Origin of the sequence: Chryseobacterium paridis, assembly GCF_016595215.1 — a bacterium.
GTDB lineage: Bacteria > Bacteroidota > Bacteroidia > Flavobacteriales > Weeksellaceae > Chryseobacterium > Chryseobacterium paridis.
Genome location: NZ_JAENHK010000010.1, coordinates 437337 through 462195, shown reverse-complemented (window position 1 = coordinate 462195; position 24859 = coordinate 437337). Strand labels below are relative to the sequence as shown.

General features: G+C 34.2%; 24 protein-coding genes. 9 read left to right on the top strand and 15 right to left on the bottom strand.

The features are described from left to right. Positions 1-3: 3 nt before the first annotated feature. Positions 4-1050, top strand: coding sequence for an HlyD family secretion protein (locus tag JHL15_RS11545; RefSeq protein WP_200245875.1), 1047 nt, complete (start codon positions 4-6; stop codon positions 1048-1050). Between the two features lie 5 nt (positions 1051-1055). Continuing rightward, complete coding sequence (locus tag JHL15_RS11540) at positions 1056-2645, top strand: MFS transporter (RefSeq protein ID WP_200245874.1); 1590 nt, start codon at positions 1056-1058, stop codon at positions 2643-2645. Positions 2646-2789: 144 nt separating this feature from the next. Here JHL15_RS11540 and JHL15_RS11535 read toward each other — a convergent pair whose 3' ends face one another. From JHL15_RS11535 to JHL15_RS11520, 4 genes are all read right to left on the bottom strand, one after another. Further along, positions 2790-3293 (bottom strand): endonuclease V, encoded by a 504-nt coding sequence (locus tag JHL15_RS11535; RefSeq protein WP_200245873.1) that lies wholly within the window; start codon positions 3291-3293, stop codon positions 2790-2792. Positions 3294-3299: 6 nt separating this feature from the next. Further along, a complete protein-coding gene (locus JHL15_RS11530) occupies positions 3300-3668 on the bottom strand; it encodes a VOC family protein (protein WP_200245872.1) in 369 nt (122 codons plus the stop codon). Next, positions 3665-4108: a GNAT family N-acetyltransferase gene (locus JHL15_RS11525; RefSeq protein ID WP_200245871.1), complete on the bottom strand. Its 444-nt coding sequence runs from the start codon at positions 4106-4108 to the stop codon at positions 3665-3667. The genes JHL15_RS11530 and JHL15_RS11525 overlap by 4 nt, the downstream gene beginning before the upstream one ends. 97 nt (positions 4109-4205) lie before the next feature. Beyond that, a complete protein-coding gene (locus JHL15_RS11520) occupies positions 4206-5261 on the bottom strand; it encodes a M28 family metallopeptidase (RefSeq protein WP_200245870.1) in 1056 nt (351 codons plus the stop codon). Positions 5262-5350: 89 nt separating this feature from the next. Between JHL15_RS11520 and JHL15_RS11515 the strand changes: the two genes are divergently transcribed. Then, positions 5351-6490, top strand: a complete 1140-nt coding sequence (locus JHL15_RS11515; RefSeq protein ID WP_200245869.1) for an aminotransferase class I/II-fold pyridoxal phosphate-dependent enzyme — start codon at positions 5351-5353, stop codon at positions 6488-6490. Between the two features lie 62 nt (positions 6491-6552). Here the strand turns inward: JHL15_RS11515 and JHL15_RS11510 are convergent, their stop codons facing one another. The 3 genes from JHL15_RS11510 to JHL15_RS11500 all read right to left on the bottom strand — a co-directional run bounded on the left by JHL15_RS11510 (position 6553) and on the right by JHL15_RS11500 (position 10668). Then, entirely contained in the window at positions 6553-9288 is a 2736-nt protein-coding gene (locus tag JHL15_RS11510; RefSeq protein WP_200245868.1) for a sodium-translocating pyrophosphatase, read from the bottom strand. Positions 9289-9521: 233 nt separating this feature from the next. Further along, a complete protein-coding gene (locus tag JHL15_RS11505; RefSeq protein ID WP_089026174.1) occupies positions 9522-10133 on the bottom strand; it encodes an inorganic pyrophosphatase in 612 nt (203 codons plus the stop codon). Between the two features lie 22 nt (positions 10134-10155). Further along, positions 10156-10668, bottom strand: a complete 513-nt coding sequence (locus JHL15_RS11500; RefSeq protein WP_200245867.1) for a DUF7935 family protein — start codon at positions 10666-10668, stop codon at positions 10156-10158. A gap of 185 nt (positions 10669-10853) precedes the next feature. Here JHL15_RS11500 and JHL15_RS11495 point away from each other — a divergent pair, with 185 nt between their 5' ends. Next, complete coding sequence (locus JHL15_RS11495) at positions 10854-11588, top strand: FkbM family methyltransferase (RefSeq protein WP_200245866.1); 735 nt, start codon at positions 10854-10856, stop codon at positions 11586-11588. A 25-nt stretch (positions 11589-11613) separates the two neighbouring features. On the opposite strand, the gene JHL15_RS11490 is transcribed toward JHL15_RS11495, so the two are convergent. The 7 genes from JHL15_RS11490 to pdhA form a co-directional block, all read right to left on the bottom strand. Continuing rightward, positions 11614-12546 carry a phytanoyl-CoA dioxygenase family protein gene (locus JHL15_RS11490; protein WP_200245865.1) on the bottom strand — a complete coding sequence of 311 codons (933 nt, stop codon included), beginning with the start codon at positions 12544-12546 and terminating at the stop codon, positions 11614-11616. Positions 12547-12637: 91 nt separating this feature from the next. Then, complete coding sequence (locus tag JHL15_RS11485; protein ID WP_200245864.1) at positions 12638-13558, bottom strand: hypothetical protein; 921 nt, start codon at positions 13556-13558, stop codon at positions 12638-12640. Next, positions 13555-14232, bottom strand: a complete 678-nt coding sequence (gene radC / locus JHL15_RS11480) for a RadC family protein (RefSeq protein WP_200245862.1) — start codon at positions 14230-14232, stop codon at positions 13555-13557. Before radC ends, JHL15_RS11485 begins: the two co-directional genes overlap by 4 nt. A gap of 37 nt (positions 14233-14269) precedes the next feature. Further along, a complete protein-coding gene (locus JHL15_RS11475; RefSeq protein WP_200245860.1) occupies positions 14270-14839 on the bottom strand; it encodes a murein L,D-transpeptidase catalytic domain-containing protein in 570 nt (189 codons plus the stop codon). A 13-nt stretch (positions 14840-14852) separates the two neighbouring features. After that, positions 14853-15521, bottom strand: coding sequence for an ABC transporter ATP-binding protein (locus JHL15_RS11470; protein WP_200245858.1), 669 nt, complete (start codon positions 15519-15521; stop codon positions 14853-14855). A 142-nt stretch (positions 15522-15663) separates the two neighbouring features. Beyond that, positions 15664-17280, bottom strand: coding sequence for a pyruvate dehydrogenase complex dihydrolipoamide acetyltransferase (locus JHL15_RS11465; protein WP_200245856.1), 1617 nt, complete (start codon positions 17278-17280; stop codon positions 15664-15666). Positions 17281-17376: 96 nt separating this feature from the next. Then, positions 17377-18378: a pyruvate dehydrogenase (acetyl-transferring) E1 component subunit alpha gene (pdhA, locus tag JHL15_RS11460; RefSeq protein ID WP_200245854.1), complete on the bottom strand. Its 1002-nt coding sequence runs from the start codon at positions 18376-18378 to the stop codon at positions 17377-17379. A gap of 125 nt (positions 18379-18503) precedes the next feature. Between pdhA and JHL15_RS11455 the strand changes: the two genes are divergently transcribed. Then, the gene (locus JHL15_RS11455) at positions 18504-19106 is read left to right on the top strand and encodes a phosphatase PAP2 family protein (RefSeq protein ID WP_200245852.1); all 603 of its coding nucleotides are present in this window, start codon (positions 18504-18506) and stop codon (positions 19104-19106) included. Positions 19107-19113: 7 nt separating this feature from the next. Then, positions 19114-19581: a BlaI/MecI/CopY family transcriptional regulator gene (locus JHL15_RS11450; RefSeq protein WP_200245851.1), complete on the top strand. Its 468-nt coding sequence runs from the start codon at positions 19114-19116 to the stop codon at positions 19579-19581. 114 nt (positions 19582-19695) lie between these two features. Here JHL15_RS11450 and JHL15_RS11445 read toward each other — a convergent pair whose 3' ends face one another. Further along, complete coding sequence (locus JHL15_RS11445; protein WP_089026162.1) at positions 19696-20061, bottom strand: RNA recognition motif domain-containing protein; 366 nt, start codon at positions 20059-20061, stop codon at positions 19696-19698. A gap of 566 nt (positions 20062-20627) precedes the next feature. On the opposite strand from JHL15_RS11445, the gene JHL15_RS11440 reads away from it, so the two are divergent. The 3 genes from JHL15_RS11440 (at position 20628) to JHL15_RS11430 (ending at position 24799) form a co-directional block, all read left to right on the top strand. Beyond that, on the top strand, positions 20628-21023 hold the full coding sequence (locus JHL15_RS11440; protein WP_200245850.1) for an acyl-CoA thioesterase: 396 nt from the start codon (positions 20628-20630) through the stop codon (positions 21021-21023). Next, complete coding sequence (locus tag JHL15_RS11435) at positions 21020-21580, top strand: helix-turn-helix domain-containing protein (protein WP_200245849.1); 561 nt, start codon at positions 21020-21022, stop codon at positions 21578-21580. The genes JHL15_RS11440 and JHL15_RS11435 overlap by 4 nt, the downstream gene beginning before the upstream one ends. 366 nt (positions 21581-21946) lie before the next feature. Then, the gene (locus tag JHL15_RS11430) at positions 21947-24799 is read left to right on the top strand and encodes a heavy metal translocating P-type ATPase (protein ID WP_200245848.1); all 2853 of its coding nucleotides are present in this window, start codon (positions 21947-21949) and stop codon (positions 24797-24799) included. Positions 24800-24859: the final 60 nt, after the last annotated feature.

Below are 24859 nucleotides of genomic sequence, written 5' to 3'. Positions count from 1 at the left end.
ATTATGAACAAGAATAAAACAGACCGTATTATAGTAGTAATAACACAATGGTTAGGAATACTATTATTAATCGTAATCATCGTCTGGGCTGTACTTCATTTCTGGAAAGGATATTGGTATGAGCAGACCAATGATGCACAGATAGAAGCTTACCTATCACCTATAAATGCTAAAGTTGGGGGATATATCAGCAAAATTTATTATCAGGATAATCAGGAAGTCCATAAAGGAGATACTCTCGTACGTATTGAAAGGGATGAATATGATCTTAAAAAAGAAACAGCTTTAGCAGAATTAGCGACATCCGAGGCCAAACTCCCAATTTTAGGTGCAAGTGAACAAACCCAGATCAAAAATATTGATGTCATAAAAGCCCATATTTTAGGAATCAAAGCTAAACTGGATCAGCAGCAAAAGGAATATGAGCGCTATAAAAACCTTCTGGCAGATGAATCGACTACTCAACAAAAATTTGATAATGTACATACTTCCCTATTAACCAATCAATCGGATTATGAAGAAACGCTCGCATCTCTTCGGGTAGCAGAGTCAAAACTCAATGATATACAAGCACAACGTTTAGCAATCAATGCTGAAATAAAAGTAAAACAGGCGTCCATAGAAAGACAGGACCTCGATATACGTTATACGGTAATCACGGCTCCATTTGATGGTAAGATAGGCAAAAAAACCATTCAGGAAGGACAACTGATCCAACCTGGGCAGACTCTGGCATTTCTTGTCAATAAGTCGCAGGAGAAATGGGTGGTAGCCAATTTCAAAGAAACACAGATCAAAACATTTAAAATAGGCCAAAAGGTCAATATAGAAGTGGATGCTTTTCCAGGAGAAACATTTTCAGGTGTCATAGAATCCTTATCTCCTACTACAGGTTCCCGCTATTCTCTTCTACCACCAGATAATGCGACAGGCAATTTTGTAAAAGTAATACAACGTATTCCTGTAAGAATCAAGCTTACAGAAGCCAAGGAGAAACTGTCCGAACTATCTGCAGGAATGAATGCGAATGTGTATATCAACAAAAATTAAAGCTAATGGAATCCTACAATATGCCCATATTTAAAAGTTGGATCCCTGAATGGCTGGCCAGAAGCATTATTTTTACAATATTAATGATCTCCTTATTCAGCTTTGCTCTGTATGGAAGACCTATCAGTATGGCAGGTTATTATGGAGTCCAGCCCACAGATGTACAATATGCTATGGTACTTACCTATGCTTCTGCAGTCACTTTTTTAGCTTTAGACTTCCGAATTACTAAATATTTTGCACCCCGGAAATATCTGATAATAGGGTTAGCATTAAATTCAGTGAGTTCACTCATCTGTTTTTATTCTAAAAACTGGGCTCTGTTTCTGGTATGTGGAATCGTTCAGGGAATTGCCTGCGCACTCATTTGCAGTATCATCCTCAATATGGTTTTTTCCCGTTTATCTTCCACCAGAGCTAGAGTTATTGGTTACAGTATTTTCTATGCAGCCATACAGATCGCAGTTCCTGTATATGCTATTTATAGTAGTATTTTACTTGATGTTTTAGACTTTAACTGGCTGTTTTTCGGATTGATTTTAATGCTCATTGCTCTGCTTTTTGTGATTTTAATAAGCATGAATTCAAAAGCCAGATTTTCAAAAAAAATTCCTCTCTACAGAGTAGATTGGATCGGGTATCTCTACTATCTTACATTTTCCTCTGTTATCGGATACATTTTGATATATGGTCAGCAGCTCAATTGGTTAGATAGTCCAGTTATTGTTCTGTTGGGTATGTTCTTTATCATCCTGCTATTTCTTTTTATAGTCCGGGAAAACAGGTTGAAGCATCCGTTGATTAACTTGCAGATCTTTAAAGCCAAAAACTTTGTCATAGGTTTACTATTGCTTTTTGTTTTTTATATTTTTAAGGGAACAACGGGCCTTACCTATGGCTATATAGAAGTTGTCCTTGCCACTGATCCGCTCCATATTATTCCTGTTTGGATAGCCGTTATCTTAGGTACAGCAGTCAGCATGGCAATCACTGCCCGTTTTATCTTAATGGGGATTTCCTTGATAAGAATTATAATTACAGGATTTGTCATCATGGCCTGCTATTATTTCTACATGTTACAATTTGTATCTTCTACAGGCGAAACAAAAGACTTTATTCTTCCACTGTTCATCTATGGAGTTTCTACAGGGGTCTTGTTTGTTCCTATTGTATCATTCATGGTTTCTTCAGCCCCTCCAAAGGTTGCTTTCAATGCTGCTTTTCTTGGTATTTTTGCCAGATTCTTAGGATTTAGCAGCAGTATGGCTGTAAACAATTATACACAATTATATACTAAATCTGAAGCCAATGATAAGCTCAGAGAATCACTGACAGAAACGAATCCTCAATTATCAATTACCTTGCAGAATATTCAACAAGCTTATTTGAATGCAGGCAACGACATGTATACTTCCAAAGGAGCCTCAAATGCTTATTTGAATTATTTTATAAAACAGCAGATTTTAATACGTTCAACAAAAGATTATTATGATATCATGCTGATCGGATTGCTTGTTGTAATTGTTATTTTGATATGCCTACCTGGGATTCAAAATATTGTTCTCAGGTTGCAAAAAGGAAATGTACCTTATTAAAATGGTTCGTAAATTCCGTTTATTATGGACTACATCAACGAAACAAGAAGCAGAACTATATATTCTGCTTCTTATTCGTTTTTATCTTTTTATAAAATTCAAAATTCTGACAAAGTCCTCACCAGTTATAGATGAAGGTTCCAATTAAGCAATTCTTGTCAATTGATCTAGTTTTTTCAACAATGTCGGTATTCTATACAATCCGTGCATTTGCTCTATTTTATTTTTTAAAAGATCCACATCAATCCCTTTCGAAGTAAGAAACAAGGGTGTTTTACTTTCCCCTCTGTAGATTGTCCTCCGCTGAGAATCAGGAGCGGAAAATTCATTTTTTGCAATTCCCACAACAGGATATTTTTCTTCTAATTTTTCATATAAATATCCTCCGAGTCCAATCTTACCTTCGTTATTGAGGGTCACATAACCATCTACTAAAAGAATATCTCCATCTTTGAGATCAATCTGTGACAATAGACTCAGAATACATGGAAGTTCCCGTTTGTAAAAAGCTCCACTTTCGTAGTCAGAAGTAATGGGAGTCTTTTCACTATAAACTGCTGTTTCCAGATCATCTTCCCAATCTTTGAATGCCAGACAGACTGTGTAGGCATAATCCTCATAATAGTAGGTATCAAAAGCGTAAATCATCTTCAATTAATGGTTGAAAAATTCTCCAAAATGCCATAAAATACCAGAAGGATCATGCACGAAACATTCTTTTCCCCAATTCAGGGTTCTTACGGGTGTTAGTTTTATAGTATTATATTTCTTAGTCAAGTTCAAATCCAAAAGTTCCTGCCAGTATTCATCCACATTTTCTACTTCAACAAAGATCATGGTATTATCAATCCAATCTTTCACATATGCATCCTGAAGATAGAATGCAATATCCTGTTTTTTAAATAATGATAATTTTTCTTCTAAAACAATTTCCTCAAATCCCAGATCCGTATAAAAAGATCTGCTTTCCATAAAGTTTTGAGCACCAATAAATGGTCGAATTGATTTCATTTTTTGTTTCATGGCTTTATTTCTTTCCAGGTATTATAAGTCATTTCAAATTTAATTTCGTGCTTTCCATGAGTTCCTGTTTCCTTCCAGCCTATCTTCCGGTAAAACTTTTCAGCTCTTGTATCAAAAGCTGTTCCCAGCCAAACACTTTTTTTAGTTTGCTGAAAATACCAATTCAGCATGATGTGGTGAAGCTTTTGCCCTATTCCAAGACCTTCAAAATCCGGATGAACAAATAGTGCCCAAATGTTATTTTCTTTCAAATCAACAATTGAAAAACCGACAACCTGATCATTGATTTCACACACCCAACCTTTCCCTCTTTCAAATAAAAATTCTTCACAATCTTTATCAGTAACAAGATCAGGATTTGACAATCTATTTTCTTTTACAGCATTTCTCACTATCTGTATTTGAAAAATATCTTCTGATTTCGCCTCTCGAATCATCATTACGCAATACTTTAATAAAAATAAATAAACAACTATATAATAAATAATTACATCATTTATCTAAAGTAAATTACCTATAAAATCTTCTTGGTATCTATTATTTTTTATCAACCGTAATTCTCTCCGGTCTATTGGCAATTTCCCACGCTATTGTAAACACCAGCTGGGCTCTTTTCTGTAGTAAACTGAAATCAATTTTCTCTACATCATCTGTTGGCTTATGATAATCTTCGTGAATTCCATCAAAGAAAAAAGCGACAGGAATATTATTTTTTGCAAAATTATAATGATCAGATCTGTAATACAATCTATCAGGATCATTAGGATCGTCATATCTGTAATTCAGTTCCAGATTATTCGTTTTTCTATTCGCAGCTTCATTGATCACTTTTAACTGGGAACTTAACATTTCTGAACCGATCACATAGACATAACTTTTTCCCCTATTTTCAGGATCATCTCTTCCGATCATATCAATATTAAGATCTACCACAGTATTAGCAAGTGGGAAGACAGGGTTATCTGTATAATATTCGGAACCAAATAATCCATGTTCTTCTCCTGTTACATGAAGAAACAAAACAGATCGTTTAGGACCATTACCTGCCTTCTTAGCACTTTGAAAAGCTTTAGCAATTTCCATAACTGCTACAGTTCCACTTCCATCATCGTCAGCTCCATTATACACCACCCCATTTTTTGTACCTACGTGATCATAATGTCCGGAAACCACAACAATTTCATCTGGTTTTTCAGAACCTTCGATAAATGCTAGAATATTTTCAGAATCAGGAAGATTCCTCCCTCCTCTCTGTTGCATAAATGTTGATGGAACTTTCTGATAATAAGAACCTAAAGCTTTTGGAAATGAAATACCGTGTTCTTTATAAAAATTAATCATATACTCTCCTGCCTTTTTCTGCCCAGGACTCCCAGTGTCTCTACCTTCCATTTCATCTGAAGCAATAACATATAGGTTCTTTTTTAAATCATCAAGCTTAATCTCATTATAAGCAGATTGAAAAGCTTTCTCAGACTTAGATAGAACTTTAGAAGTTGGCTGCGCATTTCCCTTCTCTTTAGTAACGACTTTGGTAGTTTCGCAACTAGAAAGTAATGCAATAGCAAATACTGGAATAAGTATCTTTCTCATTATGATATAATTTTCTTAAAAGTAACAAAATTTATTTAATCTCCCGCAGATTCCATTTTTTCTTATATTTGATATAAACTGCACAATAGATGGAAAATATTTACGGATTTACTCATTATTCTTTTTTTACAGATATGTCTGAACTGGCATCAAAACATAACAGTTTTGATTTATCATTAGGCCTTCCTGATTTTGAAATTGATGAGAGATTGAAATACTATCTTAAAGAATCTGTTGATCTTGATCATCATCAATATGAGCCACTTGCAGGAAACCCTATGCTCATAGATGCCATAATACAATTCAATCTAAAACGCACCCATTCCATCCCTCTAGAGCGAGAAGAAATTACGATTGTTCCATGTGCAACTTTTGCTTTACATACAGCACTTAAATGCGTTTTAAATCAAGGAGATGAAGTAATTATCATTCAACCATCCTATTACACTTATGGACCTTCAGTAATGATGAATGGAGGAACTCCTGTTTATTGTGATCTTGATCATGACTTCAATATAAATTGGGAAAACCTTCAAAGTTGTTTATCTGAAAAAACGAAAGCAATCATTGTAAATTCACCACAAAATCCAACTGGAAAAATATGGTCTCAGGAGGATTGGAACCATTTATATGATCTTATTAAGCATCAGGAAATATATCTGATCTCAGAAGAAATTTATGATACTTACTGTTATGATGACAAAGAACATTACAGTTCTTTTATCCACCCGGATCTGAGGAAGAGAACTTTTTGCATTTTTTCCTTCGGCAAAATGTTTCACACCACAGGATGGAAGGTCAGCTATTCACTAGCTTCCAATGACTTAACATCTAAATTCAGATGCCATCAGCAATACATTTCTTACAGTGCCAATGCTCCGGCTCAATATGCCATTGCGAAGTATTTACATGTATTTGATCCTTCTCAAAATAAAGTTCTCATGCAAAGGAAGAGAGATCTTTTTAATGAACTGATGAAAAATACATCATTAGAAATCGAATCTCCGTCTGAAGGCAGCGTTTTTCAGCTTGTTAATTTTAGAAATGTTTCAGCGACTATGACTGATGTAGAATTTTCAAAATGGCTTACAATTGAAAAAAAAGTAGCCTGCCTTCCCCTTTCAGCATTTTACAACTCAAGGCAAAACTCTGATTATATCCGATTTAGCTTTGTTAAAAATGATGAGTTAATTATCAAAGCACTCGAACACCTGAGAAAAAATTTATAAATCTTATAACCAACAAAAAACACCGCATTTCGCGGTGTTTTTTGTTATTTTATGACATTAAATTAAAGAGAAAGAACCCTTACATCAATTCTTCTATTCTTAGCTTTACATTCATCAGTGTCATTTTCCTCACAAACAGGATATTGAGAACCATATCCTTCAGCTTCTACTCTGTCTGAGGAAATACCCATTTCCAATAGCTTTAATTTAGCTGTTTGTGCTCTTAAATTGGATAGCTTTTTATTGCTATCTGCATTACCTGTATTGTCAGTATATCCTCCCAGTTTTATTTTCAAATTAGGGAAAGCATTCAACAACTCTGCAAGCGTATTCAATTGAATTTCAGAACCAGGCTTCAGATCACTTGATCCACTCTCGAAATATAGATTTTCAATCGTATACCATTTATTAGGATCTAAAACAGATTGGTCTTTATTTTTAATACCATTATACATCTCAAACAAACGGCTGTTTTCACCAAGCGAAATAGCATTGCCGTTATTCAGTTTAATTTCTTTAATATTTCCTGTTTCATAAACAAAATCACCATTCTCATTTAAGTGCCCTTTAATCTCCTTTGATGTTACAGCTACTGCGGCAACTCCGGCAGTCCCTAAATCAGAATGTGCACCCACCTTACCTAAAAGATTTTCGAGGGTTGCTTTTCTTTCTGCTTCAATTTTATCTTTATGCAATGTTGCCAGTGTTGGAGCAATTACCAATGATACGATGGACATTAATTTAATCAAAATATTCATTGATGGACCGGAAGTATCCTTAAATGGGTCACCAACAGTATCACCAGTTACAGATGCTTTATGAGGCTCAGAACCTTTATAATAAGTTTGCCCGTTAATATCAACTCCTTTTTCAAAAGACTTTTTAGCGTTATCCCATGCACCTCCGGCATTATTCTGGAACATCCCCATCAAAACACCACACACCGTAGCTCCTGCTAAAAATCCTCCCAATACTTCAGGGCCGAAAATAAATCCTACCAATAGCGGAGATATGATAGCTATCGCACCAGGTAGCATCATTTTTCTAATAGATGCATCTGTGGATATCGCAACACACTTTTCGTATTCAGGCTCGGCAGTACCTTCCAAAATCCCTGGGATCTCACGAAACTGCCTTCTTACCTCTTCTACCATTGCCATCGCTGCTTGTCCTACAGCGGTAATTGCTAAAGATGAAAAGATAAAAGGAATCATTCCTCCTACAAATAATCCTGCTAAAACATCTGCCCGATAAATATCAATCCCGTCAATCCCTGCAATTCCAACAAAAGCGGCAAATAATGCCAAAGCCGTTAAAGCTGCAGATGCAATAGCAAATCCTTTCCCGGTTGCAGCTGTGGTATTTCCTACAGCATCAAGAATATCTGTTTTCTCACGTACTTCTTTTGGCAGTTCACTCATCTCAGCAATTCCTCCTGCATTATCAGCAATCGGCCCAAATGCATCAATAGCCAACTGCATAGCCGTTGTCGCCATCATCCCCGCAGCAGCAATAGCTACCCCATATAAACCAGCACACAGATAAGATCCATAAATACCACCAGCCAAAACAATAATTGGAAGTAAAGTAGATTCCATACCCACAGAAAGACCTCCGATAATGTTTGTTGCATGTCCTGTTGATGATTGTCTTACAATACTTGACACAGGCCTTTTCCCTATCGCTGTGTAAAATTCAGTTATGATACTCATTAAAGTCCCTACAACCAATCCAACCATTATAGCTCCGAAAACACCCATTTTAGTGAATTCGTGCCCTCTTAAAACCATCGTTTCAGGTAATATATAAGTTACCAGGAAATAAGAAGCTACTGCAGTAATTACAATACTTCCCCAGTTCCCCAGATTTAATGCATTCTGTACACTTGAAGTTGAAGCACCTTCACTATCATTAATCCTAACAAATAAAGTTCCTATCATAGAAAAAATGATTCCTGTTCCGGCAATAAGCATCGGAAGCAGGATGGGTGCAAAACCACCAAAAGAATCTACTGAGATTGTTTCTCTTCCTAAAACCATTGTTGCTAAAACTGTTGCCACATAAGAACCAAATAAATCGGCTCCCATCCCTGCGACATCCCCAACGTTATCTCCTACATTATCAGCAATAGTAGCAGGGTTTCTCGGATCGTCTTCAGGAATTCCTGCTTCTACTTTCCCTACCAGGTCTGCCCCAACATCAGCAGCCTTGGTATAAATACCACCACCCACTCTTGCAAATAAGGCAATAGATTCTGCACCTAGAGAAAATCCTGTAAGAATCTCGATGGTTTTTTCCATTTCGTGGGAATCTACAGGCGCATCAGGTGCGAAAATCTGTTTTATGATTAAGAATAGAGCGCCTAACCCTAACACAGCTAATCCGGCAACTCCCATCCCCATTACAGAACCTCCTGTAAATGAAACCTTTAAAGCCTTAGAAAGTGAAGTTTTAGCAGCCTCCGCTGTTCGTACGTTAGCTTTTGTAGCGATTCTCATTCCAATAAAACCAGCAGAAGCAGAAAAAACAGCTCCTACTGCAAAAGCTATTCCTATAGTCCAGTGTGAATTGGAATTGCTCATTCCCATCACTGCTAATAAAATAGCTACCACTACTACGAAGTAAGTAAGAATCTTGTACTCTGCTTTCAGGAAAGCCATAGCACCGTCAGCGATATGTCCACTGATAATTTTCATTTTTTCATTTCCGGCATTCTGTTTTCGCACCCAATTACTTTGAATAAATGTATATAGTAAAGCGATAACACCAAAAACCGGAACCAAATAGAACAAATTCATAGTTTATTATTTTTGTATTAAAAAATTGTAATTAGTTTTATAAATATAACAAAAATTCCAAATGATTTATAAAATCCATTCTAATTAAAAATATTATTACAAATAAAATCATCACACACATATGAATTATAATTCATAAAACTCGTATTGTTCTATTACAATCGATACTTATAGAAAAGCAAAAAGCAGCTGAAAATTCCAGCTGCCTTTGTTTATTTTATCGAAAAGATATCTTATCCTCCGAACTTTTCTGCGTAATCTTTTTGAGATGCTTTGATTACTTTTCTTGCATGCTCTACTCCATATACTTCCTGAATTCTACATTTTGCAGGCTCATCTGGTAAGTTTTTGTAGGTTAAGAAATAGTGCATCAATCTTCTTACTTCTGCCTCAGGTAACTCAGCAATATCTCTGAAATGTCCGAATGCATGGTCACCCACCATTACTGCAACAATTTTATCATCAGCTTCACCTCCATCAATCATTTTGAAACCACCAATTGGAATAGCTTCCATTAGCATTCCTCCTGAATGGATATTGTGTGAACTTAACACACAAATATCTAACGGGTCATGGTCTCCCATCGTTACATCATCTGCACCACTTTCGATAGCCAGTTTCATCACTTCATTATGGCAATATGTTCTAGGAACAAAACCATAAAGAGCAGGGATAATATTTGAAAATTTTTGAGGACGGTCTACTTTTAAATATCCTGTTTCCTTATCCACTTCATACTTAATCGTATCTGAAGGAACGATTTCCACAAATACATTTACAACATTTGGCGCATCTTCTCCTGCAGAAATTCCATGCCACGGATGTGCTTTAAAATTTGGAATCATTATTTATATTTTAATTTTTTTGTTATGATAATATTAAAATTTCTCTTCTTAAATCTTCAATAGTAGTCGTAATATAGTCTTCCTCATTCATATAATTCATAATAAAAACGGTCTTAAATTCATTAAGATCAGCGTTATTATTCAATCCTTCATAGGTTTTGTGAAGCAAATCTATAATAGCATTTTTACAATCAACAATATTCTTCCATGAATTTTTTGTTAAATAAAGCTGTTGAGAAGAGTTATACTCGAATTCTTCATTGATCGTCTTTTCAGTCAAGAATATAAACTCATGAACAGCTAAATTCTGATCAAACTTCTGAATAATATTAGACGGCTTTATCCTTTCAAGAAAAAGGGTCATCCTTTCGTAAGAATGGGTCTTATTCTCAGAATTTGATTTTACAGAAAGAAGCTTTATTTCTTGATTCTTAAGAGTAATATAAGTGTGTACAAATTGCCTCAACAAAACCAAAAAGGGAATTGCTATAATAAGAGCAAAAGCATACGGCAGATATTCTGAAAAACTTGTCATAATTCGATGTGCAAAATTACTAATTATTTACTATTCGCTATGCAAGTTTAACGCTTTTATTTTTCATTTTCCTAGTAAAAAGATGGTATGATAAATATAAATACTATTAATTTGCATAATCAACTACCCTATCATTTACAATGTCATTAAAAAACTATATTTCTAAAGTAATTTTTAATCAAAACATGAGCAGAAATCTGAAAACATTTCTTGCATTTACTGTTAACTCAAAAAGATATAGTTCTAAATTCAAAAAAGAGAGTTTAGATTTCAGCAACAATGAAATTTTTGTTTATAATTTCAAAAAAGGAAAGAAAAGTTTCAACCTTTATCTAAGGACTTTTAAAGGAGACATTGATATTTTTTATGAAATATTCTGGAGAGAAACCTATCAGGAACATCTTTCATTCTTAAACAAAGAACCCCAAATTATAGTTGATCTGGGAGCCCATATCGGAATGACTTCTATCTATCTCTCCCTGAGATATCCTAATGCAAAAATATATGCTATAGAAGCTTCTCAGGATAATTTTGAAATATTAAAAGCCAATACAAAATCATTTCCAAATATTGTTTGCATTCATGCTGCTGCTCATTTTGAGGATGGCACATTAAACTTCGGAGGAGATGAGCTTTCTTATAATCAAAAAATATCTGAAAATGGTATTGTTACAAGCGCCATATCTATGGATAGCCTGATAAAAAACAATGAATTAAAAAATATTGATTTACTTAAAATTGATATTGAAGGAGCAGAAAAAGAATTACTTCATCAAAACAATTCCTGGTTGAAGTTGGTGGATAATATTGTAATTGAGATACATCCTCCTTATAGTCCTACAGATCTGAATCTGGACATAAAGCCCTATAATTTCGTCATAAAAACTCAGAAAAAGGATGTACTATTTGCGACAAAGTAAAATTTCCTAATAATTAGCAAGCCAATTACATCTCGAATAACGCTGGTCTCTGAGTTACTTCATGGTAGCAAACACTATTTTCATCAAAGTAGTGGTAAACCAAACTTTTCCTCGTTCTTCCTTTATCCAAATGAGGCTCACCTCCATGCAAAATATTAGCATGCCATATCAGAAGATCCCCTTTTTTTGCTCTGAAAATTTCTTTTTTCAGCCCTAGTTCTTTTACTTTATTTTCCAAAAACTCTTCATAGGCCTTATAGCTTTGCTTACCTATTTTAAACGCATTGCCTTCATTATCATAATCAGAATTTAAGAAGTAAGGCAATTTGTGACTTCCTGGAATATAATGAAGAGCACCGTTATTTTCATCCACATCTTCTAAGGCTATCCATACTCCCAAAAGGCCTCCAAGTGGATACGTCGTCATATGTATACTATCAGAATGTGTTTTTTGCTGGCTCCCATTAATGAAATTGATACTTTGGAAAAGTTTAGCTTCTCCATCAAGGAGCACCGAAAGGAAATCAAGAAAGCTTTTATCATTTCCTATCTTTCTAATGATATCGGAATAATGAATAGCAAACATCAATTTACCTCCATAACGAAATTTCAAGGTACCATCCTTTAAAAGCTTTTCAATTTCGTTATTAATCTGGTCTACCGTCTCTGTGCTCAGGTAATTCTTGACAATCAGATATCCATTATCATTATAATGGTTAGCACTTTCTTTATTTTCCTCAGATAGGTTTTTATAGAACTCTGTATTGATCAATTTCTCCTGATGTATTTCTCTTTCGCTTGCTGGAAGATGAGAAAAATCCTTACTGGAAATACTTGAAAAATAGCTTTTCTTAACACCATATTTTTTATAAAGGGGAATATTATGTTTTAATTTTTTCTTATTAAAAAAATTATAGATCGCATAAGGGAGTTTATAGTTTCGAATCTGTTTAAACATTGTTAAAATATGTTGTTAAAATAGCCTTATAAAGTTACAAAAATATGTAGACCTAATCAGTTCATCATGAGAATAATCATTCTCTTGTTTATTATTTTAATGTGGACCACTTACCTTTAGCAATTAATATGAGTAATTTTTGGGCAAGCTCTTTCACCGAACTCTTCAAAATGCCATAAGGTTGTAATTCAGGACGAAATCCACGAAAAAACTCTTCTATGTTGGGAAGTTCCCCACCTTCAAAATCAAATGTTTTATTTTCTATGCAATTTTTAATTACATTATCTATAAGCACTGATGCTCCGGAGATTTTCACATATTCTTTATCATTAAATGTCCCAAGCAATGCTAAACTAAAATCATCCTCGTAAACAGCAATAATATTGATGATCTTTTGATTATAGAAAAAAGCAGAAAATTGAAGATGCCCCTGATCATAAAACATTTTAAAAATTCTTAAAAAGCCATTGATATCTCCTTCTTTTTCCAAACCCAACATATTATTCTGTATGAATAACTTAGCTTCATTAAAACTCACCAACTTATTTTCAGAATTACGAAGTACATCTTCGTCCAGCCTTAACTTTCTTTTTCTCTTTGGAGAATATCTGGCATATACTTTTTCATAAGAATCAGAGGGGATAAGGAAGTTTTTTTTCTGCTCTACAATAGAATGAAATTTGTTAAGATCATTAAACTGGTAAATTCTAATAAGAAAATTTGAATTCAAAAAATCTAAAAAGGCCTGATTCACAGAAGCACTATCCTTTTTTGAAAAGATACCTAATTGTTGACAAAGCATTGGATTATGGATGATCTTTATGCCATACTTCTTCACATAAGGAATGGGCATTACAGCTTCATAATCATTATAGACCAATAGCTCCCATTGATTTTTAGAAGTGATATCTAGAAAAGTTCTTGAAGCTGAATATTTTCTTTGTTCAGAATTTTCTAAACATTCAGTATATTTATTAAAATCGATTTCGTTGTATCGTACTCTCTTAATCATATTAATCCTTCGTCTGAGAAACTAAAATATGCGTTTTGGGTTATAATTAAATGATCTAAAAGCTGAATGCTTAAAAACATTCCTGCTTCCTTTATCTTTTGAGTAATAGTAAGATCCTCACGACTCGGTTTTAAACTTCCCGAAGGATGATTATGGGCAATAATAATCCCGGTCGAGAAATGATCCAATCCCAGTTTAAATAAAACCCTTACATCTACAATGGATTGACTTATTCCGCCCTGTGTTAATTGAGCAATATGGACAACTTTATTGCTTTGGTTGAGAAAAATAGCCCAGAATTCTTCAGTTCTTAAATCTGCCAGGTGATTTTTAAAAATAACATATGCATCATTACTATTTGAAATAACGGGTTTGTCAGAAATTTCCTGTCCGGCTCTTCGACGACCTATTTCCAAAGAAGTAGCAATGGAAAGCGCTTTTACTTCACCAACGCCTTTAAACTTCATCAAATCTTTTATCGACATTAAACTTAATTCATGCCAGTTATTATTTACTGATGACAAGATCTTTCTTGCCAATTCCAAAGCACTTTCATCCCTACTTCCACTTCCCATTACAATGGCTAAGAGTTCAGAATCAGATAATGAGTCTTTACCTTTCCGTAAAAACTTTTCTCTTGGTCTGTCATCCTCTGCAAGAAACTTAATGGGCATAATAGAAGTTTAAATTACAAGTACAAAATACGAATTTTTAATAGAAAGCATACAAAATAACAGATTGTTTCGATGAATCAATATAACCCGCTGTTTGCTCAAGTGCACTGGATGAAAGCATAGGACATCCCAAACTTAAACAAGCAGGACGAACTGATTCTTTATCTGGAATGCATCCATAAGAATGAATAACGATGGCTCTTTGTTTTGCATTATTATTGGTGGAATCAAGACCATTCAGTCGATAAGATTTTCCAAATTTTCCTGAGTAACTCTCTTTGATCTCATATTTTCCCAATGAAGACTGATAAGCCCCTTCTACATTACTAAAAATAAGCTCATCAGAATTCTTTTTGACAGAGCCGCTACCATGTGCAACAATGGCTTTTTGTAGTATTTTATCGTTTTTCAGGTCGTAAACAAAGTAACGATATTTTCCAGAAAAGGTTTTAAAATTGATAAAAACAGCGATATCCTGATTATAATTCTTTCCTTTTAAGAAAGCCTTCAATTCATTAATTCTGGATTCAGGCAAATTTGTATTGCCTTGTGCTTTAAGACTAAAAGAAAAAAATATGATTAAAAAAAAGAATAATGCTTTCTGCATGATGTGATCAAGATTACTCTATAATCATTCCGTCTTTCATTACCAATTTCCTATCTGTAATCTCTGCGAGATTCGGATTATGGGTTACGATTACAAATGTTTGATTATATTTATCCCTTAAATCAAAGAATAAACGATGCAGATCATCAGCATTTTTTGAATCCAGATTACCAGTAGGCTCATCAGCAAAAATAGTTTTAGGAGAATTGATAAGCGCTCTTGCTACTGCAACTCTCTGTGCTTCACCACCAGATAACTGATTGGGCTTATGATGTAGTCTTTGTTCTATCCTTAAATCTTCAAATAAAGCATAAGCTTTTTCCAAGGCATCTTTATCATTGGCACCGGCAATTTTGGTCGGAAGTAAGACATTTTCCAAAGCCGTAAATTCTGGAAGTAACTGATGAAATTGAAATACAAAACCAATATTTTGGTTTCTGAATTTAGAAAGCTGCTTATCATTCATATTAATAAACGACTCCCCAGCTAATGTAATTTCTGTATCGTAATTCTTCGAATTGGTAGGTGAATCTAATGTCCCCAAAATTTGAAGAAGGGTAGATTTCCCAGCCCCGGACTCTCCAACAATAGAAACAACCTCTCCTGTTTTGATATGAATATCTACGCCCTTTAATACTTCTAAATTCCCATAAGATTTATGGATATTTCTTGCTATAATCATGCTCCAAAAATAGTGAATATAAATAAAACTCTAATAATCTTCCTACATTTTTTTAATCACTAAAAAATATCCAATTCTAAATTAAAAAAACAAAAAAACCTCTCAATCTGAGAGGTTTCTATTATATTACAATCCGGATTTATTATAGTAATAATGTCAAAGGACTTTCCAGATATGTTTTTAAAGTTTGTAAGAATTGAGCCCCGGTAGCACCATCTACTACTCTATGGTCACATGCTAATGAAAGTTTCATAATGTTTCCAACTACGATCTCTCCATTTTTAACAATCGGTTTTTCAATGATTGCTCCTACGGAAAGGATTGCAGAATTCGGTTGGTTGATGATACTTGTAAATGTTTCGATTCCGAACATTCCTAAGTTAGATATAGAGAATGTAGATCCTTCCATTTCATTTGCTTTCAAGCCTTTAGATTTAGCTCTTGAAGCCATATCTTTAACCGCAGCAGAAATCTGAGTGTAATTCATCTGATCTGTATTCTTAAGAACCGGAACAACCAATCCATCAGGAATCGCAACAGCTACACCCACATTGATATTCCCTCTGTGAATGATCTTATCACCAGCCCAACTAGAATTTACTTGTGGGTGTTTTCTTAATGCAACTGCAGTCGCCTTAATGATCATATCATTGAAAGAAATTTTTGTATCAGGTAAAGAATTGATTTCTTTTCTTGCCTCAATTGCTTTATCCATGTTGATTTCTACCATCAGATAATAATGAGGAGCAGAGAACTTACTTTCAGCAAGACGTTTTGCAATAATACTTCTTACCTGAGAGTTTGGAGTTTCTGTATCTTCACCCTGAACAAAACTTAATGCTACTTGAGCAGCTGGACTTGCAGTCGGAGCAGAAGCAGCAGGTTTTGCCTGAGATGGCTGATAATTTTCAATATCTTTCTTTACAATTCTTCCGTTTTCTCCTGAACCTTGAACGCCATGAATATCTACTCCTTTTTCCTGAGCAATTTTTTTAGCCAGAGGAGAAATTGCAATTCTATCAGTAGATGAAGAACTTACTGCCTGTACAGCAGCTTTTTCTTCTGATTTAGTTTCAGTTTTTTGTTCAGCAGGTTTTTCTGAAGCCTGTGCAGCAGGTTTTGCAGCACCAACTCCCGAAACATCTGTTCCTTCAGGGCCAATAATTGCCAATACAGAATCAACTGGAGCAGCTCCGTTTTCTTCAACACCTTGCTTTAATAATACCCCGTTAAATTCAGATTCAAAATCCTGAACAGCTTTGTCAGTTTCAATCTCAGCAAGAAGATCTCCTTCTTTTACTGTATCACCAACATTTTTATGCCATTTTGCTACCTTCCCTTCTGTCATTGTATCAGAAAGTCTTGGCATTGTAATCACTTCTACACCAGCAGGAACTTCAGCAGATGTTTGCTCTACACTAGTCTCTTTGTTTTCAGTTTTAGCCTCTTCTTCAGATTTTTTCTCTTCAGAACCTCCGGCTGCGGGAGCACTTCCCCCTTTTAATGAAGAAATATCTTCACCTTCATTACCAATGATTGCAAGAACAGAATCTACAGCTGCAGCACCGCCTTCTTCTACACCAATGTACAAAAGAGTTCCTTCTATCTCAGATTCGAAATCCTGAACAGCTTTATCTGTTTCAATTTCTGCTAAAATATCTCCTTCTTTTATTTTATCTCCTACTTTTTTATGCCATTTCGCCACTTTCCCTTCCGTCATCGTGTCGGAAAGACGAGGCATTGTAATTACTTCTGCCATAATTTTTTAATATGATAATGCATTAATTTGATAATTGTATAGTGAAAAGAAATATGATAATAACCCTTGCCATTATCATATTATCTCTTCTTATTTTTAGTTTTCTAGTTTGTCTACGAATGGGAAATCTTCCTGTGCATATACATACTCATAGATTTTTTCCTCAGTTGGATACGGAGAATTTTCCATGAACTCTACACATTCGTCTACAAAGTCTCTAGATTTATTTTCAATAGTTTCCAGTTCTGCTTCAGTAGCCCAGTTATTGGCTAAAATTCTTTCTTTTATCAACTCAATAGGATCATCCTTTTTGTGGATGGCTACTTCTTCTTTAGATCTGTAAGGCTCAGCATCAGACATAGAGTGACCTCTGTAACGGTATGTTCTTGCTTCAATAAATGTAGGGCCATCTCCTCTTCTTGCTCTTTCAACAGCTTCATAAGCTGCTTCAGCCACTTTTTCAGGATCCATTGCATCTACTGCAAGACAAGGCATTTCATATCCTAATCCTAATTTATAGATATCTTCGTGGTTAGCAGTTCTTTTTACAGAAGTTCCCATCGCGTACTGGTTGTTTTCTACAACGAATACAACCGGAAGTTTCCAGTTCATAGCCATGTTAAATGTTTCATGCAACGAACCTTGTCTCGCAGCACCGTCTCCGAAGAAACAAATGTTTACCGCTTTTCTGTCGAAGTATTTATCTGCAAAAGCAATACCTGCTCCTAAAGGAATTTGTCCTCCTACAATACCGTGTCCACCATAAAAACGGTGTTCTTTACTAAAAATATGCATAGAACCACCCATACCTCCAGACGTCCCTGTTGCTTTTCCACAAAGTTCCGCCATGATTCTTTTAGGGTCTACTCCCATTGCCATTGGATGGATATGACATCTGTAAGCAGTAATCATACTGTCTTTTGTTAAATCCATTGCATGTGTAAAACCTGCAGGAATAGCTTCCTGACCGTTGTACAAATGTAAAAAACCTCTGATCTTTTGTTTTAGATAAAGAGAACGGCATTTGTCTTCAAACCTTCTCCACATTGTCATATCTTCATACCATTTAAGGTATACCTCTTTAGAAAATTCTTTCATGTGCTAGCTCTTGCTTATTTATTATGAAATAGTTGAGCAAAATTATAAAAAAAACTTCGTTTTTATTGTATACATACCAATTGTTTTTTTGGTTATAATGTTATATTTGAGTTTTTAATTTAAACATGGAAGAAAAACAAACATCACCACTACAGAAAATTTCCAGAATAATATCTGAATTTTTCAGTCCTCTGGTGTCATTATTTTTATTTTTCATTTACCGAAGTATACGGGATTACTCCCTTAAAGACTCAGTATTATACTTTCTTCCTGTTTTACTTATTATTATAATTCCGGTTATTATGTGGTTGGTCTGGAATGTAAAAACAGGAAGATATACCAATATGGATGTCTCAAACAGGGTGCAGAGAAAAACCTTTTATATTTTTGCTGCCATCGCAGTAATTCTGTATCTCCTTTTCTATTATTTCAAAAATGGATCGGTTGATTTATTAATGCTGTTTATACTTATTCTTCTTTTCTCCTTACAGATAAGTAATTTCTTTATAAAAAGTTCAATGCACACCGCTTTTAATGTATTTGTTGCTGCATTATTTTATTCATCGGACTGGAAAATGGGAATTGTGTGGTTATGTATAGCTGTTATTGTTGGAGTTACCAGGATCATATTAAAAAGACACACTGTAAAAGAAGTATTTATGGGTGCTGGAATAGCTTTTTTAATTTCTTTTCTCTATCTTTATTGCAATATACACTTTCAACACTAGAATATTTATGAAAATCAATCATCTTACAACGGCAGAAGAAAACTTAATGAAGCTATTTTGGAAGCTCGATTCTTTTTATTTGAAAGATGTTATGGAGCAGCATCCGGAACCAAAACCACATCAGAATACGGTTTCTACCTATTTGAAGATTCTGGTTGAAAAAGGTTATCTTTCTACCCAGAAAGAAGGTAGGATCTTTAAGTACACAGTTACGATTCCACATGAAAACTATAAAAAGTTTTTATTAAAGGAACTTTCACACAATTTCTTCCATGATTCCGGAAAAGAAATTTTACAGTTCTTGTTCAATGAAAAGTTGATATCTCAGGAGGACCTAAAAGAATATTTTGATCTTAAGATTGAAATGAAGCCTGTAAAAGCTAAAGCACCAAAACTGGAAATAGCAAACGAAATTCTTAATCCGAAAAAAGAGAAAAAGACCAGAGACAAAAAGAAAAAGAAGAAAAAGGATTAGGATTAGTTCCAAATAAAAAAATTCTCCCTCTGGAAGAATACATTTACTTTTATTATTAAAAGAATCAGAATAAAATATATAAAAAAAGCGGCTTAAAAAAGCCGCTTATATTTTTTACCAACGATTTCCACCGCCGTTTCCACCACGGTTGTTACCACCGCCGTATCCACCACCGTTTCCACCTCTGTTGTTTCCATAACCACCACCTCTGTTGTTATCGAAACTTCTTCTTGGCTTCTCCTCTCTTGGCTTAGCTTCAGAAACGTTAAGTGTTTTTCCGTTGAATTCTTTCTCATTAAGAGCTTCAATAGCCTGCTTTCCTTCTTCTTCCCCCATTTCTATGAAACCAAAACCTCTGGAACGACCAGTTTCTTTGTCTGTAATGATTTTAGCAGAAGATACTTCTCCAAATTCTGCGAATAAATCTTGTAATTCGTACTCTTTAGTTGAGTAATTGATGTTTGAAACAAAAATGTTCATTGTTAAATAAAATTATAATAATTAATAAAAATTTGGTATATAAAAGAAAAGCAACATATATTAAATGAACAAATATTGATTCCAAATATAAACGTTCGCAAGATACAATTTAATATGTCAAATCAAAACCTTTTTATAAGTATTTTATCACTAATATATGATGTATCATTAATAATTATCGATAAACGATATTTAATAACCGTAATACAATAATACACTAGTCTTTTTTTGATAAAAATTAAATATTTTTTAACACTAAATATATTATGAAATCCGTCTTTATACTATAATTAATGCTATCAAAACACTTATTTTAAAATTAAAACCATATCTTTTTTGCTATACTGTTGAATATTTTCAAATCAAAGATCGTTTTATCATTCATAAACCACTAATTTTATCATTTTAAAGTGAGTTAAAGCCTATATTTCAACATAAAACAGTCAACCTTTATATAATAAACGTACTGATTGAGAAAATAAATATTTCAGTTTTAATTAGTAAATATCATTCGTTTGATTAAGCCACTTTTTAGCGCTAAATTTGTAGAGAAAATTATTAAATCAATGAACTATCATACTAGAAAATGGGTAAAACCGGAAGATCTGAATCCTAACCATTCACTATTCGGAGGGAGATTATTACAATGGATCGATGAAGAAGCAGCACTTTATGCTATTATCCAATTAGAAAACACAAAAGTTGTTACAAAATTTATTTCAGAAATCAATTTCATTAGTTCCGCAAAACAAGGTGATATTGTTGAAATTGGAATTGAAGTATTGGCCTTCGGCTCCACCTCTCTCACGCTACAATGCGAAGTAAGAAACAAGATGACTCATCAAACTATTATTACGGTTGATAAAATTGTAATGGTGAATTTGGGTGATGATGGAAATCCTGTTGCACATGGAAAGACACAGGTTGAATTCGTAAAAGACCGGCTAAACAATCAATTATGAAAATTTTCATAAAGAATATGGTTTGCGGAAGATGCATTTCTGCCGTTTCAGCTATTTTTAATGATTTCAATATTGAAATAAAATCAATACAGTTAGGAGAGGTTGAAACTGAATCAGATGTTTCCAATGAGACTTTACATTCTATAGAAAAAAAACTTGAAGCAACCGGATTTGAGAGAATTAAAGACTCCTCACATCAACTTATTGAAAAGATCAAGAGCTTTATTATCATAAAGATCAGCGAACTTGACATTGATGAAGATTTTTTATTTTCCGAATTTCTTGTTTCAAAACTCCACAAGGATTACAGTTCACTTTCCAAGACATTTTCTCAAAATGAAAATATTACACTGGAGCAATTTTTCATTCTTCAGAAAATTGAAAAAGTAAAAGAGCTCTTATTATATAATGAGTTTACACTAACAGAAATCGCTGGTAAGCTAGGCTATAAAAGTGTACAGCATTTGTCCTCTCAATTTCGAAATAGTACAGGCTTCACTCCTACTGAATTTAAAAAGCTAAAGGTTCATAACCGAAAATCTCTTGATAGTTTTTGAGTTGAAATGTCGGAGCGTATTAGGGTATTAGAGTTGGAGTATTGGAGTGTATTAGAGTTGGAGAGTAAAAAGCTCTTAAATAGATAAGTGTTTCAATAATAAAAGAAAATAAGAACTCTAATAACTCAATACTAATCCATTGTTCAACATCATAACAATATAACAATATAACAATATAACAATATAACAATATAACAATATAACAATATAACAATATAATACTTTCAAACTCTCAAACTCTCAAACCCTCCAACACTCAAACCCAAACACTCGAACTCCCAATTTTCCAAATTCTATAACTAATATCCTTAAATTTATAACAAGTATCCTTTTCATTTTTGGAACTTTGTCATATAATTTAAGATCATGGAACAAGAATATAAAATATTTGGAATGAGCTGTTCAGGTTGTCAGAAAAAAATTTCAGAGAAATTGAATGCTCTTGAAGGAATAAAAGCAGACATTAATCTGGAAAAAAGTATAGCAACTATTACCTCAGATAAAGAGATCAATCTGAACTCTCTTAATAAAGCTTTGGGGGAAATTGGTCATTATACATTAGAAGATCCTACTCAGCCTGAAAAAGTTTTTATAAAACCTCAGGATCGTGTATCTCCTTCTTCGGTATATTACTGTCCAATGGAATGTGAAGGAGATAAAGTATATTTCAAACAAGGTGAAAGATGTCCCGTCTGTAATATGTATTTAGTTCCGATTGAAGAGAAAAAGGCTAAGGATCCTAATTATAAACTAGCTTACTCTTCCACCAATTTACCAGAAAACTTTAAAGATCATATCGGACAATATTATTGCCCTATGTTTTGTGAAGGTAACAAAGTTTATGACAAAAAAGGCGACTGTCCCGTTTGTCATATGCATTTAGAAGGAATCACTGAAGAACTGGTAAAAAACTCTTCTTCACAACATTCTCATCATCATACCCACCACTCGCATGATCATCATCACGAAGCTCCAAAAGTTACGGATGACATGGCTGGAAAATATTACTGTCCCATGTATTGCGAAGGAGATAAAACTTACGATAGCAATGTAGGATGTCCAGTATGCGGAATGGATTTGGTAAAATATCCTGAAAAAAAGACAGCTAAATACAGCTGTCCAATGCATCCGGAAATTATTCGGGATGAACCTGGAAGTTGTCCGATTTGCGGAATGGACCTTGTCAGAATGCCAGATAGCGAAGGAGAAGAAGATGATGAAACCTACAATATTCTAAAGAGAAAATTTATTATTTCTTTGGCATTTACAATTCCCGTATTCATTCTTTCAATGGGTGGTATGTTCATTAACTTCCCTTTTTCTCATCAGGTTCAGGGATTTATTGAATTGGCTTTAACACTTCCTGTACTTTTTTATTCAGGATGGTTCTTAATGAAAAGAGGTTGGGTTTCATTCAAAACCTGGAACCTAAATATGTTCAGCTTAATTGCTCTTGGTGTTTCGGCTGCATTTATTTTCAGTATTGTCTCTTTGGTTTTCCCAGACATTATTCCACATGAGATCCGAGGTCATAATCATGAGATCCCTCTATATTTTGAGGCGGTCTGTGTAATTTTAACGCTTGTCATTTTAGGACAGCTTATGGAAGCTGCAGCTCATAAAAAAACAGGAAATGCCATCAGAGAACTGATGAATCTTTCTCCTGATGAAGCCAACCTTATCATTAATGGAGAAGAAAAAAGAGTCCTTCTTTCACAAGTAAAAATCGGAGATTTCCTAAAGGTAAAACCGGGTGAAAAAATCCCTGTAGACGGAAAGATCACTGAAGGTAATTCTATTGTTGATGAAAGTATGATCACAGGAGAACCTATTCCTGTTGAGAAAAATGTAGATGATAAAGTTTCTTCAGGAACAATAAATGGAAATCAGGTTTTCATTATGAAAGCAGAGAAAGTAGGTGATGAAACTTTACTTTCACAAATTATAAAGATGGTCAACGAAGCCAGTCGTAGCAAAGCTCCTATTCAAAAACTTACAGATAAAGTTTCTAAAATATTTGTTCCAACCGTTATTCTTATTGCTGCACTAACTTTTGTGGGTTGGCAGTTTTTTGGTCCGGAAGGTAAAAGAACCCTGTTCGCTTTCGTTAATGCTGTTGCGGTTTTAATTGTAGCGTGTCCGTGTGCATTAGGTCTGGCTACTCCCATGTCTTTAATGGTAGGAATTGGTAAAGGTGCTAAAAACGGGATACTGATCAAAAATGCAGAAGCTCTTGAGCAGATGAACAAAGTAAATGTTTTGATCACTGATAAAACAGGAACTTTAACTGAAGGAAAACCATCTATAGAACATATTGAACTGAATAATAATGAAGATCAAAATCAAATATTGAAGCTTGCATTTTCATTAAATCAAAATTCAGAACATCCTTTATCCAATGCTGTTATCAAAAGAGCTAAAGAAGAAAATATTACTCCTGAAAAGGTTGAAAAATTTGAAAATATATCTGGTAAAGGAGTAAAAGGAAATATTAATGAAAAAACAGTCTATCTCGGAAATGAAAGCCTCTTGAGTTCCCATGAGATCTCTATTCCCGAAAACTTAAAACAAAAAGCTATAGAGGTTCAGTCAAAAGCCCATACAATATCTTATATAGCTCAAGATCACAGCGTTTTAGGCTTTATTAGTTTTACCGATAAGATCAAAGAGAGTTCTAAAAAAGCAGTTGAACTTTTAATAAAAGAAGGTTTGGACATCATCATGATGACCGGAGATAATGAACACACAGCGAAAGCCGTTGCTGACGAATTAGGCATCAAACATTTTAAAGCTAATTGTCTCCCTGAAGATAAATTAAATGAAGTAAAAAGACTTCAAAAAGAAGGAAAAATTGTGGCCATGACAGGCGATGGGATTAATGACTCCCCTGCTTTAGCTCAGTCTGATATCGGTATTGCAATGGGAACAGGAACCGATGTTGCTATTGAAAGTGCAGAAATCACCTTATTAAAGGGAGATATTATCGGAGTGGCAAAAGCTAAACTGCTAAGTGAGAAATTACTGAAAAACATTAAAGAGAATTTATTTTTCGCTTTCATTTATAATGTATTAGGTGTTCCAATTGCGGCAGGGTTATTGTATCCTTTCTTTGGAATCCTATTATCTCCGATGATTGCGGCAGCTGCGATGAGCTTTAGTTCTCTTTCAGTGATTCTAAATTCATTACGGTTAAATTCTGTGAATCTGGATATTAAATAGCATATTTTCTCTCGCAGGTTATACAGACTCTTGATTTAAAGAATAAAACACTAACCTGCG

Excerpts from the sequence above, each read along its gene's own strand:
- JHL15_RS11545 (WP_200245875.1), top strand. The coding sequence starts at position 4 with ATGAACAAGAATAAAACAGACCGTATTATAGTAGTAATAACACAATGG.
- JHL15_RS11540 (WP_200245874.1), top strand. The coding sequence starts at position 1,056 with ATGGAATCCTACAATATGCCCATATTTAAAAGTTGGATCCCTGAATGG.
- JHL15_RS11535 (WP_200245873.1), bottom strand. The coding sequence starts at position 3,293 with ATGATTTACGCTTTTGATACCTACTATTATGAGGATTATGCCTACACA.
- JHL15_RS11530 (WP_200245872.1), bottom strand. The coding sequence starts at position 3,668 with ATGAAACAAAAAATGAAATCAATTCGACCATTTATTGGTGCTCAAAAC.
- JHL15_RS11525 (WP_200245871.1), bottom strand. The coding sequence starts at position 4,108 with ATGATGATTCGAGAGGCGAAATCAGAAGATATTTTTCAAATACAGATA.
- JHL15_RS11520 (WP_200245870.1), bottom strand. The coding sequence starts at position 5,261 with ATGAGAAAGATACTTATTCCAGTATTTGCTATTGCATTACTTTCTAGT.
- JHL15_RS11515 (WP_200245869.1), top strand. The coding sequence starts at position 5,351 with ATGGAAAATATTTACGGATTTACTCATTATTCTTTTTTTACAGATATG.
- JHL15_RS11510 (WP_200245868.1), bottom strand. The coding sequence starts at position 9,288 with ATGAATTTGTTCTATTTGGTTCCGGTTTTTGGTGTTATCGCTTTACTA.
- JHL15_RS11505 (WP_089026174.1), bottom strand. The coding sequence starts at position 10,133 with ATGATTCCAAATTTTAAAGCACATCCGTGGCATGGAATTTCTGCAGGA.
- JHL15_RS11500 (WP_200245867.1), bottom strand. The coding sequence starts at position 10,668 with ATGACAAGTTTTTCAGAATATCTGCCGTATGCTTTTGCTCTTATTATA.
- JHL15_RS11495 (WP_200245866.1), top strand. The coding sequence starts at position 10,854 with ATGAGCAGAAATCTGAAAACATTTCTTGCATTTACTGTTAACTCAAAA.
- JHL15_RS11490 (WP_200245865.1), bottom strand. The coding sequence starts at position 12,546 with ATGTTTAAACAGATTCGAAACTATAAACTCCCTTATGCGATCTATAAT.
- JHL15_RS11485 (WP_200245864.1), bottom strand. The coding sequence starts at position 13,558 with ATGATTAAGAGAGTACGATACAACGAAATCGATTTTAATAAATATACT.
- radC (WP_200245862.1), bottom strand. The coding sequence starts at position 14,232 with ATGCCCATTAAGTTTCTTGCAGAGGATGACAGACCAAGAGAAAAGTTT.
- JHL15_RS11475 (WP_200245860.1), bottom strand. The coding sequence starts at position 14,839 with ATGCAGAAAGCATTATTCTTTTTTTTAATCATATTTTTTTCTTTTAGT.
- JHL15_RS11470 (WP_200245858.1), bottom strand. The coding sequence starts at position 15,521 with ATGATTATAGCAAGAAATATCCATAAATCTTATGGGAATTTAGAAGTA.
- JHL15_RS11465 (WP_200245856.1), bottom strand. The coding sequence starts at position 17,280 with ATGGCAGAAGTAATTACAATGCCTCGTCTTTCCGACACGATGACGGAA.
- pdhA (WP_200245854.1), bottom strand. The coding sequence starts at position 18,378 with ATGAAAGAATTTTCTAAAGAGGTATACCTTAAATGGTATGAAGATATG.
- JHL15_RS11455 (WP_200245852.1), top strand. The coding sequence starts at position 18,504 with ATGGAAGAAAAACAAACATCACCACTACAGAAAATTTCCAGAATAATA.
- JHL15_RS11450 (WP_200245851.1), top strand. The coding sequence starts at position 19,114 with ATGAAAATCAATCATCTTACAACGGCAGAAGAAAACTTAATGAAGCTA.
- JHL15_RS11445 (WP_089026162.1), bottom strand. The coding sequence starts at position 20,061 with ATGAACATTTTTGTTTCAAACATCAATTACTCAACTAAAGAGTACGAA.
- JHL15_RS11440 (WP_200245850.1), top strand. The coding sequence starts at position 20,628 with ATGAACTATCATACTAGAAAATGGGTAAAACCGGAAGATCTGAATCCT.
- JHL15_RS11435 (WP_200245849.1), top strand. The coding sequence starts at position 21,020 with ATGAAAATTTTCATAAAGAATATGGTTTGCGGAAGATGCATTTCTGCC.
- JHL15_RS11430 (WP_200245848.1), top strand. The coding sequence starts at position 21,947 with ATGGAACAAGAATATAAAATATTTGGAATGAGCTGTTCAGGTTGTCAG.